The 14,802-nt window shown below is 59.2% G+C and carries 13 protein-coding genes; 3 read left to right on the top strand and 10 right to left on the bottom strand.

The features are described from left to right. Positions 1–59 precede the first annotated feature (59 nt). The 3 genes from RBH71_RS11605 to RBH71_RS11595 form a co-directional block, all read right to left on the bottom strand. A complete protein-coding gene (locus RBH71_RS11605; RefSeq protein ID WP_035200257.1) occupies positions 60–1,745 on the bottom strand; it encodes an ABC transporter permease in 1,686 nt (561 codons plus the stop codon). Continuing rightward, positions 1,742–2,827 (bottom strand): ABC transporter ATP-binding protein, encoded by a 1,086-nt coding sequence (locus RBH71_RS11600; protein ID WP_004431090.1) that lies wholly within the window; start codon positions 2,825–2,827, stop codon positions 1,742–1,744. The genes RBH71_RS11605 and RBH71_RS11600 overlap by 4 nt, the downstream gene beginning before the upstream one ends. A 117-nt stretch (positions 2,828–2,944) precedes the next feature. Continuing rightward, a complete protein-coding gene (locus RBH71_RS11595) occupies positions 2,945–3,937 on the bottom strand; it encodes an ABC transporter substrate-binding protein (RefSeq protein ID WP_013762397.1) in 993 nt (330 codons plus the stop codon). 295 nt (positions 3,938–4,232) lie between these two features. On the opposite strand from RBH71_RS11595, the gene RBH71_RS11590 reads away from it, so the two are divergent. Then, entirely contained in the window at positions 4,233–5,366 is a 1,134-nt protein-coding gene (locus RBH71_RS11590) for an ROK family transcriptional regulator (RefSeq protein ID WP_111827932.1), read from the top strand. A gap of 91 nt (positions 5,367–5,457) precedes the next feature. Here RBH71_RS11590 and RBH71_RS11585 read toward each other — a convergent pair whose 3' ends face one another. From RBH71_RS11585 to RBH71_RS11560, 6 genes are all read right to left on the bottom strand, one after another. Next, positions 5,458–6,252 carry an inositol monophosphatase family protein gene (locus tag RBH71_RS11585; RefSeq protein WP_162632723.1) on the bottom strand — a complete coding sequence of 265 codons (795 nt, stop codon included), beginning with the start codon at positions 6,250–6,252 and terminating at the stop codon, positions 5,458–5,460. Continuing rightward, a complete protein-coding gene (locus RBH71_RS11580) occupies positions 6,240–7,136 on the bottom strand; it encodes a glycerophosphodiester phosphodiesterase family protein (RefSeq protein WP_111788527.1) in 897 nt (298 codons plus the stop codon). The genes RBH71_RS11585 and RBH71_RS11580 overlap by 13 nt, the downstream gene beginning before the upstream one ends. A 47-nt stretch (positions 7,137–7,183) precedes the next feature. Further along, positions 7,184–8,047, bottom strand: coding sequence for an ABC transporter permease (locus RBH71_RS11575; protein WP_025594995.1), 864 nt, complete (start codon positions 8,045–8,047; stop codon positions 7,184–7,186). Continuing rightward, the gene (locus RBH71_RS11570; RefSeq protein ID WP_065660250.1) at positions 8,047–8,901 is read right to left on the bottom strand and encodes an ABC transporter permease; all 855 of its coding nucleotides are present in this window, start codon (positions 8,899–8,901) and stop codon (positions 8,047–8,049) included. The genes RBH71_RS11575 and RBH71_RS11570 overlap by 1 nt, the downstream gene beginning before the upstream one ends. Beyond that, a complete protein-coding gene (locus RBH71_RS11565; RefSeq protein ID WP_111827933.1) occupies positions 8,901–9,941 on the bottom strand; it encodes an ABC transporter ATP-binding protein in 1,041 nt (346 codons plus the stop codon). Before RBH71_RS11565 ends, RBH71_RS11570 begins: the two co-directional genes overlap by 1 nt. Before the next feature lie 85 nt (positions 9,942–10,026). Further along, complete coding sequence (locus RBH71_RS11560; protein ID WP_111800749.1) at positions 10,027–11,256, bottom strand: extracellular solute-binding protein; 1,230 nt, start codon at positions 11,254–11,256, stop codon at positions 10,027–10,029. A gap of 145 nt (positions 11,257–11,401) precedes the next feature. Between RBH71_RS11560 and RBH71_RS11555 the strand changes: the two genes are divergently transcribed. Further along, on the top strand, positions 11,402–12,550 hold the full coding sequence (locus RBH71_RS11555) for an ROK family transcriptional regulator (RefSeq protein WP_065688625.1): 1,149 nt from the start codon (positions 11,402–11,404) through the stop codon (positions 12,548–12,550). A gap of 57 nt (positions 12,551–12,607) precedes the next feature. On the opposite strand, the gene RBH71_RS11550 is transcribed toward RBH71_RS11555, so the two are convergent. Further along, positions 12,608–14,590, bottom strand: a complete 1,983-nt coding sequence (locus RBH71_RS11550) for an acid phosphatase (RefSeq protein WP_111809793.1) — start codon at positions 14,588–14,590, stop codon at positions 12,608–12,610. Positions 14,591–14,613: 23 nt separating this feature from the next. On the opposite strand from RBH71_RS11550, the gene RBH71_RS11545 reads away from it, so the two are divergent. Continuing rightward, entirely contained in the window at positions 14,614–14,802 is a 189-nt protein-coding gene (locus RBH71_RS11545; RefSeq protein ID WP_162632717.1) for a hypothetical protein, read from the top strand.

Below are 14,802 nucleotides of genomic sequence, written 5' to 3'. Positions count from 1 at the left end.
GCTGGCGGCGACACGTATGTCGCCGCTCCTGCAGTCGTTTGGTGAGGGATGGTATGGTTTCAGACGAAAGAGGCTTCTTTGTCTTCCGAGAGACGGAACACGATGAAGACGCAAAGCCCGGTGCTGACCAGAAGAACGGTTGAAAGCGCCGCGGCCGTGCCAAACTCGCCGTCAATCACCTGAACATAGATGAGAACCGGCATGGTGATCGTTCGTGCCGTGTAGAGGATCAGCGTCGAGGATAACTCGTTGATAGCCGTTATGAAGCTCATCAGCGAACCGATGATGAGACCGGGCAGCATCAGCGGCACCGTCACCGACACGAAGGTCTTTGCCGGCGAAGCCCCGAGATTGACCGCAGCCTCCTCGATGGACGGTTTGATCTGCCTGAGGATCGATGTCGTGGAGCGGACGCCGTAGGGCAGCCGGCGGATAAACACCAGGACGATGATGATGAGCGCCGTCCCGGTGATATCAAAGGGTGGATAGCGGAACGTCGTGACGTAGCCGATCGCCATGACAACGCCGGGAATGAGGTAAGGCACCATCAGCAGGAGATCGAGCGAGCCGGAGACCGCATTGTCGCGTCGCACCACGATAAAGGACAGCAGGCCGGAAACGATCGCAATCAGTACCACGGCAGCCAGTGCAAACGTGAAACTGTTGGCAATCGCCTGCGGTGAATCACGAAGGATACGGGCATAGCTGTCCAACCCGAAGCCGCCGGTAAAGACGGGACCGCTGGTTGCGAGAAACGAGGTGTAGATGACCGTGAGCGACGGCAGCATGGCGATGAAGACGACCAGATAGCAGAAGCCGTGCACGATGAACGACTTCAATGGGCGCATGGACTGCTTTACCGGCCTGTTGGTCAGTGAACTGGCGTAACGGCGCTTGGCAAGAATGTGCCGCTGCAACAGAAGTGCCGCCATCGAAATTGCAATCATCACCATGGAAATCGTCACCGCCATGGTCGGCGTACCGGCCATTTCGGAGGTGTATTGCGCATAGGCGATGGTCGAAAGCGTTCTGATGCCCTTGCCGAGGATTGCCGGCGTTCCGAAGTCGGCGATGGACAGCACGAAGCAGATGATCGCGCCGGTGCTGACTGCCGGGAAGACCAGCGGCAAGGTGATCTTGCGGAAACGTTCGAACGCCGTGCAGCCGAGATTTTCCGCCGCGTCCTCATAGGACTTGTTGATGGTGTTCAGCGCGTTCTCCGTCATCAGGAAGATGTAGGGAAAGAACTTCAGGCTGAAGACCATTACGATGCCCGGGATCCCGTAGATCGTCGGCAACGAAATGCCGGCGAAGGACAAGAGATTGGTGACCGCGCCGTTGGCACCGAACAGCATAATCCAGGCATAAGCACCAATGAACGGCGGTGCGCACAGAACCAGAACCGCGAAGGTGGCAATGAAAGTGCGCCCCTTTATGCGATAGCGAGAGGTGCAGAAGGCAAGCGGAATACCGAGAAGGCAGGCGCCCAGCATGCCCAGCACGCCGATCAGAAGCGTATTCCAGAGTGCGACGGTATAAAAACGCCGTGTGAACACTTCCGCATAGTTGCTGAGACCGAACGCACCGGTTTTGGCATCGAAGAAACTGATGAAGAAGACGCTGAAAATCGGCAGGATCAGGAAGATCGCCAGCAGGATGACGGCAAACACCGTCACACTTGTCCAAAAACCTGGCAGTCGCAGGCGGAAACCGCCGGGAGTTGCAGTCGCAGTCATATCCGTCATGACAGGCGCTCCCCGGTTACGCCCTCGCCGAACAGCTTCGCATCGGCCGCGCGCCAGGAGAAAGTGGTCTTCTGGTTGGGCTGCAGTGCAATGATCTCAGGCGATGGCTTGGTGATCGCCTCGATTTCCTCGCCCGACGAGAGAACGGCTGCAACGTTCATCTCACGCCCCGTGAAGCTGACCAGTCTTATGGTCACGGGCAGTTCGATGCGCTCGTCACCATCGATCGCGGCAGGACCGACAGAAATCGCCTCCGGGCGGATGGCGGCGACGATCTTCCGCTGCGGGGAAATCGCATCCGCCTGCGGCAATGCGACCTTGTGGCCGGAAATGGATGTCTGCCCGCCTGCACGGTCAAGCGTCAGGAAGTTGTTTGCGCCCACGAACGACGCGACGAAGCGGTTGGCGGGATTGTTATAGACTTCCCACGGTGGTGCAGCCTGCTGAATGACGCCGCCATACATGACGCAAACCAGATCGGACATGGCGAGCGCCTCTTCCTGATCATGCGTGACATAAACGGTGGTGATGTTCATGGCCTGCTGGATTTCACGCAGTTCCCGGCGCAGGTCCACGCGAAGTTTGGCGTCGAGGTTGGACAGCGGCTCGTCCATCAACAACACTTTCGGGTTGATGACGAGTGCGCGCGCAAGACCCACACGCTGCTGCTGGCCGCCGGAGAGTTCGTGAGGCATACGCTTGGCATAGGGAGCGAGCTGCACGACATCGAGAATCTTGCCGACCCGTTCGCGGATCTCGGCTGAAGATGCCTTGCGCTGTTTCAGACCGAAGGCAATGTTGTCAAACACCGAAATATGCGGAAACACCGCGTAATCCTGAAATACCATGCCGACATCGCGCTTGTGGGCGGGCACATGTTCGATCGCCTGTCTTTCGATGCTGATGCTGCCGCTATCCTGCTGGTGAAAACCGGCAATCGTGCGCAAAAGGGTCGTCTTGCCACAACCGCTGGGTCCAAGAAGCGTAAAAAACGATCCGGAGGGAATGGAGATGTTGATGTCGGAGAGGGCAACGACATCCCGGTAACTTTTCTTGATGCTGGTAATTTCTACGGCGGCCATGTGCTGCTCCATGACATATCCTGCGCGGCACACGACCACGGTGGACGGAACGAAAATGCTGTTGTGAAAGAGGTAAGCAGGGGACTGTTGCCTGACGCACCGCCCCCGGCAATGTTCTTACTGGACGTCGAGCAGGATCTCGTTCCACTTTTCCATCAGACGCGAGCGGTTGTCCGCAGCCCATTTGAAGTCGTACTTCGCATCCGGAACATCGGACAGCGGAACGAGCGCCGAATTGGCAGGAACATCGGTTCTGACCGAGCGACGACCGGCTTTCACCACGACTTCCTGCGCTTCCTTGGAGACGATGAAATCGATGAAGGCCTTGCCGTTTTCGGCGTTCGGCGCACCCTTGACGAGCGCCATGCCGTCAGGCGCGATTGCCGTGCCTTCTTTCGGATAAACGATCTCTACCGGGGCGCTGCCAAGCTTGTAGCGCAGGGCGGCGTCTTCGAGCGTGATACCTACCGCCTGCTCGCCATCATTGACGAAACGCGGAACAGCGCCTGAAGAGGTGGAAAGAACGGAGTTGCCGAGAATGCCGGTATAAACTTCCCAGCCCTTCTCCTCACTGTCGAAATCCTGCAAAACCGTCGCCATCTGGATATAGGCGGAGCCGGACTGATCTGCACGGGCCGAGGAAATCAGGCCCTTGTATTCAGGCTTGGCAAGATCGGCCCAGGATGTCGGAACCGGCGCACCTTTCAGCGCTTCCTTGTTGACGATGAAGGCCGTAACGACTGCGGTAAAAGGAACCCAGTTGGTGCTCGGCGAAAAGGCAGGGTTGATCGATGCTGCCTCGACAGGCTTGTAAGGTTCGAAGAGGTCGGCGGAAAAGTCGATGACGGTGCCATCAACGCTCCAGATCACGTCGCCCGCCGCCTTGCCGCTTTCCGCCTTGATGCGGTTCATCAGCTCGCCGGACCCGGCTTTGACAAGCTCGACCTTGGTGCCGGTCTTCTTTTCAAACATGGGCAGCAACTCATCCATGAGCTGCTGCGGCGCTGCCGAATAGACCACGACGGTACCTTCCGCATGGGCGAAAGCCGCACTGGCAAGGAAAGTTGCGCCAGCAACAAGGCGCGCGAAAATAGTGCATGATTGACGCATAAAGGGTGCTCCGTTTTTTTTGTTCCCTGACTGGCAAGGCAGTACGACATAATTTCTTATTGATTTTGCGTGTCGCTACCCGCCGTCTACTATTTATTTTCTTTACGTAAATTAATTAGTCAAGCTGCAATTTATCTTGAATACAAAAATTAAATATCCGTCTGAAAAAACTCAACATTTGAAGATGGCCTTGTCTCCTCTGCGAAGCCGAAAAGTCAGGACGTTCCGGAAAACAGGGTGCACAGCCACTGAAATTGCGCTAATCATCCGACTTAACTTCTCGTGGGAGACCTGGTTGATCGACCTCGGCTACAATGAACGGCGTCTGCTCGAAATCCTGCGCGGCAAGGGAGGCATGTCGCGCATCGAACTGGCGCGCGAGATGGATGTTTCCGCACCGACCCTCACCCGCCTGACGGCTAATCTTCTGGAATCCGGCCTGATCCTCGAAGCCGAGGAAGCGCGCAGCGACGGCAAAAGGGGGAAGCCATCCACTGCCATCGAGATCAATCCGAACGGACTTTTCACACTCGGGGTCTATTTCAACCCGGACGATCTGCGTGTCTGCCTGGCCGATCTCAACGGCACGATCAGGCAGGAAATCAGGTCGGAGCTTGAGGGGCACAGTTTCGAGCATATTATGGAGATGGCCGAGACGGGCGCCCGACAGGTGGTTGAAAAGGCGAAGATCAAACAGAAGGATGTGCTTGGCTGCGGCATCAGCTTTCCAGGCCACTTCAAACGTGATCGAGGCCATGTCTTTCGCATCAAGCAATTCGAGAGCTGGCGCGACATCGACGTAGACAAGGACTTCCAGCCCTATTTCGATTTCCCGGTCTTTCACGAAAATGACGGCAATACCGTCATCCTCTCGGAGCTGTATTACGGAGCGGGTCGAAGCATCCGCAATTTTGCGATGATCTGGCTGACATACGGCATAGGCGGCGCCGTTGTGGTTCAGCGCCATCTCTATCGCGGCACGAACGGCAATGCCGGCGAGTTTGGCGGCCTGTTTCCCAAATCCCATCCACGTCCCTCTGGACAGGACCTTTGCGACACGCTGGCCGCCCACGGAGTGGGCATCCGGCGTTTGAAAGATATTGATGAAAGCTATTGCGACCACCCCGCCGTGGTTGCCTGGCTGGAAAGGGCGACCGACCAGCTTCGTCTGCTGGCGCTGACGGTTGCCCGGACGATGGATCCCGGCGCCATCATTTTTGGCGGATCGCTACCTGACTGGGTTCTTGAACACATCGTCCAGCGCATCGGCTCGCTTGAAATGCTCGGCGAAGACTTTTTCGTCGAGCCGCCTGAAATACGCAAATCGATGATGAGCGACCTACCCCATCTCGGTGCCGCCAGCATACCGATCTACCGCGCCACAACGCCCAGCTATTATTCCGGCCGGGCGCTGAAGGGTTGGGCATAACCGCCAGTCGTCAGAGGCTTTTCGGTCCAGTTGCCGGTGGAAGGCGCCGGGTGTCTGGATCTCTCACCCGGCACCGGTTTTTATGGGAATTTCAGGCAAGTTCGGCCGGCACCAATTCCGCGATCTCCGGCCAGAGCGTTTCCGTCACGGCCATCAATTCAGGCGTTGCGGCGACAACCCAGGGAATGCCGGTTTCGCCGCGCGTTCCAATCCGAACGTCAAGACCCGCCTCCCGTGCCAGGACAACGCCACCGGCAATATCCCACATGGTCGTCAGTTTTTGCAGATGGCCATCGAAGATACCGCGCGCTGCAAAAACCAGTGAAATCGAGGTCGAACGGATGGATTCCACCACCCAGCCGGCATGCCTCAAACCGACATTGAGCGCCGCCACCTCCGCGGCATCGGCAGACGCGCTGTCACCGAGCGACATCACCTGCACCTCCTTAAATGGAACATCGCGCGCATGCGGCTTGCCGTTCAGCAGCAACCCTGTTCCTTCCGCAGCCGAATAGATCTCCTGGAAGACTGGCATGGCGACGACCCCGATTTTCGGGACGCCGTTGCGCACGAAGCCCAGCGAGATGCCCCAGAGTGGTGAGCCGCGAAGGAAGTTTGCGGTGCCGTCGATGGGATCGATGATCCAATAGGCGTCATCTGCGATCCCGCCCATCTCCTCGCCGAGAACGGTTTCACCCGGAAATGCCGCCGCCAGCCGGTCGCGCACCAGCCTTTCAACCGCGGTATCCGCTTCCGAGACGAAGTCCTGAAAACCCTTGGTGCGGGTGGCGATGCTGCCGCGCGCTTCGAAAAAGCGAAGGGCAAGACCCATCGCCTCCTCTATGATGCCGGCTGCGCGCTCGAGGCGCTGGTTCATCGTGTCCATGACCTGCCCGTCTCGCCTGCATCAGCCTTCAACCAGCCCGTGAAGGCCTCGACTTCATCCGTCTGGATTGCACCGACGCCGACCTGCGCCAGTGCGCCCCACACACCTTCTGCATCGGAAAGTGCGCGCGTGTCGTTGAGATCGAGGCAATGGGAAACGTCGAGCGTGTTGATCCAGAGGCGGATATTCTGACGCTCCATTTCGGCGCGGCCTTCAACCAGATCAGCGATATCGGTAAATTTTACCTCGATCATCGGCGCGCGCAACGCTTCGATGCGGCGCAGATCCTCGGCAAACTTGCCCTTTCTCACCGGAAACATCGGCATATGCGGGATTTTGCCGAACCAGTCGGTATCCAGCACACCGAAATGCTCGGCTTCAGGATCGATATCGGTTTTCACCAGAACCTGATCCGCGACGCCAAGGCGCAGTACGGTTTCCATGACCTGCGGCAGGTCACGGGTGAACTTGGTATCGATATTGACGGTGATTTTGCCACGCGCCTCTTCCAGCAATTCTTCCAGCGTCGGTACGCATTCCTCCGTCACATCGGCTGCATCGCCGCCAGCACCTGCCTTCAGCCGTGCGGAACGGACGACATCAAAGGCCAGTTCGCTCACTGTCCCCCGCCCCGTCGTCGTGCGGTCGAGCGTCTCGTCGTGAATGACGACCAGCCGGCCATCGGCTGTCGCCTGCGTGTCGATCTCGATCATCTCCACACCGGCAGCGACCGCTGCGCGAACCGAAGCCAGCGAATTTTCAGCGGTCGCGGTCCAGAACCCACGATGGGCGATGGTGAGGATCGCGGGATTGTCGCGCGAGCAGAGGGCGAGAACATTACACGGATTGGAGACTTTTCGTTGGGCTGCAAGGGTTTGAGGCATTTTTTTCACTTTCGGATGTTGCGTTTACCGGAGTTGGGTTGCCCGGATCAGATTTTCCCCATGCCCGCCGCCATCAGGTCGTCACGCAGAATGCGGCCGGCGATGATGAAAACGACGAGTGCGGGAAGAAGCAGGATGAAGGAGACGATGGAGGCGAGCGGGATCTGCATCGAATAGGGGTCGAGATACATGTAGAGCTTGATCGGCAGCGTCTGCACGACAGGCGCGCCGACGATGAAGGACTTGTCGAATTCCTCGAAGCTGCCGATGAAAGACATCAGGCCACCGGCCAGAAGGCCGGGCACCGCAAGCGGCAGGATGATGTGGATGACGATGCCGACCGTTCCCGCGCCGAGCGAACGGGCGGCATGGATCAGGTCGTCGGGAATGGTTTCGAGCGTCGCCGTCATCAGCCGTATCATCAGCGGCAGCGTGCCGACGATCTGCACAAGGATGACCCCGGTCACCGAATAAGCGAGACCGAAAAGAAGAAACACCTGGCCGATGCCGACAGCGACGACCAGCCCCGGAATGATGATGGGGGCCAGAATGAAGATCTCCACCAGCCGTTTCAGCCGGAAGGGAAAACGGGCCATGGCCCAAGCGGTCGGCAGGGCAATAGCGGCCGTCGAGAAAGTCACGACGATGGCGATGAGGATGCTGTTGACGGCGGCCTGGATGAGGCTTGCATCGCCAAGAATGCTCGCCCAGCGCGTGATGGTGTAATCCTTCGGCACCACCAGAGGCGGCGTCCATCCATCGGCAATGCTCCACAGGAACATCAGCACCAGAGGCACGGCGATAGCGAGCGCCAGCGCGGTAAAGAGCCCGATGGAGACGAAAATCCGGTCGTCCGGCGTGAAGGTGCGGCGGCGTGTCATGGTGACGGGATCGAGGGCAATGGCGCTCATTATGCGTCTCCTCGGGTTTGGCCGGGGCCGATGCGGGATGTCAGGGAGTAATACAGAAGCAGGACGGAGACCGCGAAGAGGCTCAGCACCATGCCCATGGCATAGACCTGATTGAACCGCCCCTGATTGAACTCCGTGACCATGAGAACCGAAAGCGGCCGGGCAGTGGGCGGACCGACAATATCGGGTATGGCGTAGGAGCCCATCGAGCCGATGAAGGTAAGAAGGATGGCGGCGGTGATGCCGGGCATGGCAAGCGGAACTTCCACGAACAGAAAGGTCTTCAGCCTCGAGGCGCCGAGCGTGCGCGACGCGTAACGGATGTCCTCCGGAATGGCGGCAAAGGCACTGGTGATGATCAGCGTCATGAAAGGTATCTGCTTCCAGACACTGGCGAGAATGACGCCAATGCCCCAGTCGTCACGCACGAGTTTGGGCAATTCAAGCCCGAGCGGCGCGACCAGCCGGTCGAGAAAACCGCCCCTTTCGAAAACGACGATCACCATCAGGCCAACGATAATGCCGGGCACCGCCATCGGCAGCTTGTAAAGGCCGCTGAACAGCCTGCGGCCAAGAAAGCTCTTGCGGATCAGAAGCGCCAGCGGCACCGAAGCCGCAAGCGACACCATCACCGGCATGACACCGTAATAGATGGACGTCGTCAGGCCGCGGATCATCGACGGACGTGTGAAGATCCGCTCGTAGAACATCAGCGTGAAGCTGCCATCGTCCTGCCTGAAGCTGCCGATCAGTGCCGAAAGCAGCGGACCGCCGAAGAAGATCAGCAAATAACCCACCCCCGGCGCAAGCAGGACCAGAAGCTGGGCGCGCCTGTCGCGAAGCACCCCGCGCATCACGCCGCCTCCCCTGCCAGCCCGTCATCGAGCAAATGCACCGATCCGGGAAAACGCAAGGCGACCCTGCGTCCCGCATCGATAAGATTTTCCGCACCGGACTGGCTGATCTTGATCTGGTGGCCGCCGATTTCGACCGTATAAAGCGCATTGGCGCCCATGAAGGAAACGGCAGCGACCGTGCCGGCACCCGCCTCGTCGGCGCTGATGTGGATGTTTTCCGGACGAACCGAAATCTGTGCGGAGCCGGCAGCAGTCGCATCCAGCGTTACGGACTGCTCCCAGGGCAATTGCGCCTGCCTACCCTCAGCCAAAACCGGCAAAAGGTTGGTCTGCCCCAGAAAACCGGCAGTAAAGGCGTGTTTGGGCGCACGGTAAAGTTCGAGCGGCGTTCCCACTTCGACGACGCGGCCGGCATTCATCACCACGATCCGGTCCGACATCGCCATGGCCTCGGCCTGATCATGCGTCACATAAAGGCTGGTCGCGCCGATCCGGCGGTGAAGTTCAGTCAGTTCATGACGCAGCGTGTCGCGGAGCTTGGCGTCGAGGTTCGAGAGCGGCTCATCGAACAGCAACAGGCTTGGCTGCATGACAATGGCGCGCGCCAGCGCAACGCGCTGCTGCTGCCCGCCGGACAGTTGCCGCGGCATGCGGTCCACCAGGCCGGCAAGATTACAGATTTCAAGCGCATGGGCGATGCGGCGCGCGCGCTCGTCCTTCGGGACCTTCTTCATCTTCAGGCCGAAGCCAAGGTTTTTGGCAACCGACATATGCGGGAAAAGCGCATAGGACTGGAATACCATGGCGATGTCGCGCGCTTCCGGCGGCGCCTGATCGATACGCTTGCCGCCCAGCCGGATTTCGCCTCCCGAAGGCTGGCTGATGCCGGTGAGGATGCGCAAAAGCGTGGACTTGCCGCAGCCCGAGGGGCCGAGAATGGTGACGAATTCGCCCCGCTCGACAGTGATCGACACGGGATGAAGCGCCCGGCTCAAACCGTAATCCTTGCTGATATTGCTGATCTCGAGTTCACTCATGGCGAGGCTCCCTCATGGTTGCGACCAAGGCTCCCGGACCGTTTGGCGGTTTCCAGCCCCACGGTCCGGTCGATCCGGGCAGGTGTTACTGGTTGAGCACTTTTTCATCGAGCGCTTCGGCAAGGGCCGTCGACATGTCCCAGAACGCCGGAACCGACAGGCGCGGATAAACGCTTTGCGGCAGAACATGCTCCTGTACGGCTCTGGGCATCAGGTCGTTGGTGACATCCGCCCGCGGAGAGCGCGAAGCCTTGTTCTCCAGCTTCCAGAGCTGGAACTCCTTGCTCATCGCCATATCGATGAGAAGGAGCGCGGATGCGACGTTCTTGGCATTTGCCGGCACGAAAATGGCATCGCCCGAGCCGACCTGGCCTTTTTCCAGCAGCGTGACGCGGAAGCTTTCCGGCAGCTGCTTGGTGCCGAGGAAGCTCATGACCTGGTCTTCCCAGACGGTGCCCATGTAGAGCTGCTGGTTGTTGATCAGGTTGAGCGTGTCGGCGTTGCCGTTTGTCAGTTCAGCCACGGCAAGAAGACGACGGTAATAATCCCAGACCGGCGTAAGGCACTCGGACGTCATTGCCCAGTCTTCGGCCTGCTGCGGCGTCTGATTATAGTCGGTAAGCTGCTTGCGGCAGTCGCCGGTGAGATAATTGAGCGCCACCGAATAGATGAAGCCGCCGCCGGAGCCGCCCTTGGCTGGCAGGGTGACTCCAAGGCGCTTCGGGTTCTTTTCAGCCCAGACGAGAAGATCGTCGAAGCTCTTCGGCACGTCTTCGGCTTTCACGAAGGCGGAATCGTAACCGAGGGCGGTCTGGTTGAGATGCACCAGAGGGAAACTGCCGCCATGCGCCTTGCCGAAAACGGTCTCGGCCAGTTCCGGATTGTAATTGGCCATGTTGGGCAAGATCTTCGTCAGCGGAATATTGCCGACGACGCCCTTGGAAGACAAAAGCGGATAACCGCCACCGCCAGCGAAATAGGCGTCGACGGGTGAATCCTGCCCAGCCGCCTGCACGGCGATGAGCTGCTGGTTCGCCTGATCACCCTTCACGTCGCTATAGGTAACCTTGATGCCATATTTGGCCTCGAACCGGGTGATCAGTTCTTTCCACGTATCCGCGAAACTGCCGGCAAAATTGTACATCGTCACCGTGCCTTCCGCTTTGGCAGCGGGAACGACGATGTCATAGAAATTTTCGCGCGTGACCTTCGACAGATCGAAGTCGAGGTTCTTCATGTTGGTGTCCGCCGCAAGGCAAGGCGCTACCGTCGTCGCCAGCGCAAGCGCGGCGATCGCAATAAATTTCATGCTCATTGAATGGTTCCTCCTGGGGATCCGTTATTGACCGGCTTCTTATTACTACACTCTAAGTGTATTATTTGTGACAGTCCAGTGAAAAATGCCGTCCCCGGTGCGCGGCCCGAGTTGCGAAGGCCTTGTGCAGCCGCTATCCAAGGCCATGACAACAGATAAGACACCGCGCCAGACCTTCGACCGCCAGCCGCTTGCCAGCGAGAATGAGCGCCTCATTCTCGATATCGTGCGCCGCCACGGCCCCATTGCCCGTGCAACAATCACCGGTCACACGAACCTGACGCAGCAATCCGTGCATCGGTTGATCGAAGGTCTGCTGGAACGCGGCCTTTTGCGTACCGGCGCACCGCTTAAAGGAACGCGTGGCCAGCCGAGCCCGACCATTGAACTGGTGCCTGAGGCGGCCTATTCGCTCGGAATTTCCATCAACACTGACTCCGTGGTGATCTGCATCGCCGATTTCCGCTGCATGGTGGTTGTCGAAGAAAAATTGCGGATGCTTCCCAGCGATCGCGAAATGACGCTTGCCGCACTGTCGCTCGCTCTGGACCGGTTGCTGGCGGACCACGGCATCCCGCGCGAACGCCTGCTCGGCCTCGGCTTTTCCATGTCGGGATTTTTCGTGTCGGAAGATCGGGCGTTCAACGCGCCGGAACCATTGCGCGACTGGTCGCTGATGGACCTGAAACCGATCCTTGAAGAGAAATTCCGTCTGCCGGTCTGGCTGGAAAACAACGCAACCACCGGCGCGATCGGCGAAAGCCTTCGCGGCGTGGGACTGTGGTGCCAGACCTTCGCCTATCTATCCTTCAACTATGGTTTCGGCGGCGGTCTCATTCTGGGAGGTCAGCCATTCTACGGTTTTCACGGCAATGCCGGTGAATTCAGCGGCATCTTCAACCCGGATGAAGCCGACAGGCGGCCGGCGCTGCAATATCTGATCGCGACGCTGCAGAAACACGGGAGCGAGATAGATTCGATCGAAGCGCTCTATCAGCATTTTGACCCTGCCTGGCCGGGCGTCGAGGAATGGCTTGAGCGGACCATGCCGCAGGTGGACCGGCTGGTGGCGAGCCTGATTGCGGTTCTCGATCCACAGGCGATCGTCTTTGGTGGACAATTGCCGCGCGCACTCGGCCGGATGATGATCGAACGTGTACACATGCCCTCGCAACGCGAACACCGTTACGGCATCGGCCCGCAGGAAGCAAAACTGGTGCTCAGCGAGACAGAAGGCGATTCCTCGGCACTCGGCGCCACATTGCTGCCGCTCAGGATCCGTTATTTCCTGTAACCGGGCCGGCCGGGCGCGGCGATTAAACCGCGCCCGCAAAACCTTGGCCTCGCAGCCTTATTCGACCACCACGGACAGCGACGAGCCGGTATAAACCGGCCGCACCTTCACATTGCCCGCGTCGATCGCAGCGAAGGTGCCAGTCAGGCCGTCTGCGGCGATGACGTTGAAGCGCGTGCCGACAGCGGGTGCGGCCCCATCGAAGGCGAGCCGCAGGGTTGCGCCATCAAGCGTCGCGTTACCCTTGACCCGCAGCGGAGCCTTTTGCGGATCAAGCGCCAGCGTGCCGCCCGTCTGGGCATAATCGCCGCCAATGACGATGTCACTGTCGCCGTTCAGCAAAAGCGTTCCGCCGGAGACAAGCACGCCGCCTGTACCAAGCGCGTTTGTGGAAAATGCCACAAGCGTTCCGTCCTGCAAGACGGTGCCGCCGCTATAGCTGTTGGCGCCGGTGAGCGTGAGCGCACCACTGCCTGATTTGACGAGACGCCCTGCCCCGGCAATATCGTTCGTCCAGCGGTCAGCCGCATTGAACCCGCCGGCTGCAGCATCCATCGTCACGTCGACATCGCCGTTAAAGGCACCGTAACCGGCAGCGGCGGCCACCAGATTAATCCGGCCCCAGCCATTGCTGTCGTCAAGCAGCGGATAACCGGCCTCGATACCGGTGGAGAACAGGACGGCGCGGCGTTGCGCGGCATCGAGATAAGGCAGGCGTGTCTCCAGCAGAACCTCGGCACCCTTCGGCACCACCATGGGCGCATCGCCAACGGTTTTGTCGCGGCTGAAGGACATGGTCATACGCCGGCGATAATCAGCCTCGTTGGTCGCCGCATCGGCAAAAGGGTCTACATCCGGTTTCGCGCTATGGGCAAAGTCGATCAGGGACTGTCCCGCTGGTAAGCGTTTGGCAAAATAGGCCTGCAATTCATCATGCGCGGCCTTCTTGAGATCGGCGTTTTTCGGATCCTGCAGAATAGCGGCGGCTATGGCGGTGGCCGTAATGCGGCCGCCGATCACGTCGACTGGCGAATGCATCCCTGCAACGATACGGCTTTCGCCGAGCTCGGAAGCGGCAGTCAGCAATTCGGAAAACCGCTCCGGCACAACGTAAGCATAAGTGATGGCAGCGAGATAGGCGGCATTGGTGTGACCGCTCGGAAAGCCGCCATCCTTGCCGCGTCCACGGTTCTCGCGCGCATATTTGAGCGCGGGCACAATGACGCCGGGATCGGTTTCGTAAGTTTCAAACTTGCGGTCGCCGATGGTCTCGGTGCCTGTCTCTATCACCTCGCCCTTGGCATTCATGCGCCATGGGCGCGGCGTGGAATAGAAATATTTCGCTGGCGACGTCGTGCCTTCCGGGCCACGCATTACCTTCATGAGGGCCACGACATCCTTCAGCTCGGAATCGGCCGCTCCAGCCTCGGTGCCCTTGTCCTCTTCCTTGCGCGTGATGACCTCGTTCGGATCGAAATCCGCCAGGGTGTGGTTGATGGTCGTCGTCGCGCCCGCGCCTTCGCGATACCACGGAGCAAGCGGCCCCATGCCGTCGATCATGCTGTAACCCTGCGAGCGGCGGTCTTTCATATAGGCGTTCAAGGCCGCGGCGGGGGTGCGGTTCTCACCGGTTACGGAAAGCACGTAACGCATGTTTTCCTGCCACACAGCGGGATTGACGGCCTTCACATGGCTGAAATCGGCAGGACCGTCGCCATTGGCGCCGCCATCCGCCCATTTTTCATCGCCCAGCGTCCAGATGCGATTAAAACCCGAGAGGATTTCGATGACGGGATTGTCGCGGTCGTCATAGGCACGGACGTCTTCGCCCTTGGCATTCTTGCCAGTCTGGTTGCGATAGGTGTCGGAAAGCGGCAGCGGATATCTTGCTGCGGGTTCGGGTACCGTAATGGCATAACCCTGACCTGCGGGTTGAGTGCGCTCGAATGCCTGTGCGTTCGGGACAAGAACCAGCAATGCGACGGAGGCAAGCAAGGCCGACCGCACGAACGGAAAAGACGACATCTTCAGTTTAGCCATGACGAATCCTATGATTTCAGCGGATGACGCGTGACGAAGCGCGCACGCAGCTTCCGGCGCGCCTCGCCGTCAGCTTTATGCCGGGCGTATTGCAGTTTTTTTTCGACTTGCTGATTAAGTCAGATCGCATATGCCACAACAGCCGGCGAACAAGCGGCGAAGTATGCCCGGAGCATAACTCCGGGCAGATCGAGAGCATCGTTATTTCGTGA

The organism is Rhizobium sp. AN68 (assembly GCF_030758035.1).
Lineage (GTDB): Bacteria > Pseudomonadota > Alphaproteobacteria > Rhizobiales > Rhizobiaceae > Agrobacterium > Agrobacterium tumefaciens.
The sequence above is the reverse complement of the archived record's forward strand: the minus strand, read 5'-3'. Positions and strand labels throughout refer to the sequence as shown.

What these genes read in the sequence shown, in the direction of transcription:
- RBH71_RS11605 (WP_035200257.1), bottom strand. Translation starts at nt 1,745, where the DNA reads ATGACGGATATGACTGCGACTGCAACTCCCGGCGGTTTCCGCCTGCGA.
- RBH71_RS11600 (WP_004431090.1), bottom strand. Translation starts at nt 2,827, where the DNA reads ATGGCCGCCGTAGAAATTACCAGCATCAAGAAAAGTTACCGGGATGTC.
- RBH71_RS11595 (WP_013762397.1), bottom strand. Translation starts at nt 3,937, where the DNA reads ATGCGTCAATCATGCACTATTTTCGCGCGCCTTGTTGCTGGCGCAACT.
- RBH71_RS11585 (WP_162632723.1), bottom strand. Translation starts at nt 6,252, where the DNA reads ATGGACACGATGAACCAGCGCCTCGAGCGCGCAGCCGGCATCATAGAG.
- RBH71_RS11580 (WP_111788527.1), bottom strand. Translation starts at nt 7,136, where the DNA reads ATGCCTCAAACCCTTGCAGCCCAACGAAAAGTCTCCAATCCGTGTAAT.
- RBH71_RS11575 (WP_025594995.1), bottom strand. Translation starts at nt 8,047, where the DNA reads ATGAGCGCCATTGCCCTCGATCCCGTCACCATGACACGCCGCCGCACC.
- RBH71_RS11570 (WP_065660250.1), bottom strand. Translation starts at nt 8,901, where the DNA reads ATGCGCGGGGTGCTTCGCGACAGGCGCGCCCAGCTTCTGGTCCTGCTT.
- RBH71_RS11565 (WP_111827933.1), bottom strand. Translation starts at nt 9,941, where the DNA reads ATGAGTGAACTCGAGATCAGCAATATCAGCAAGGATTACGGTTTGAGC.
- RBH71_RS11560 (WP_111800749.1), bottom strand. Translation starts at nt 11,256, where the DNA reads ATGAGCATGAAATTTATTGCGATCGCCGCGCTTGCGCTGGCGACGACG.
- RBH71_RS11555 (WP_065688625.1), top strand. Translation starts at nt 11,402, where the DNA reads ATGACAACAGATAAGACACCGCGCCAGACCTTCGACCGCCAGCCGCTT.
- RBH71_RS11550 (WP_111809793.1), bottom strand. Translation starts at nt 14,590, where the DNA reads ATGGCTAAACTGAAGATGTCGTCTTTTCCGTTCGTGCGGTCGGCCTTG.
- RBH71_RS11545 (WP_162632717.1), top strand. Translation starts at nt 14,614, where the DNA reads ATGACGCGTGACGAAGCGCGCACGCAGCTTCCGGCGCGCCTCGCCGTC.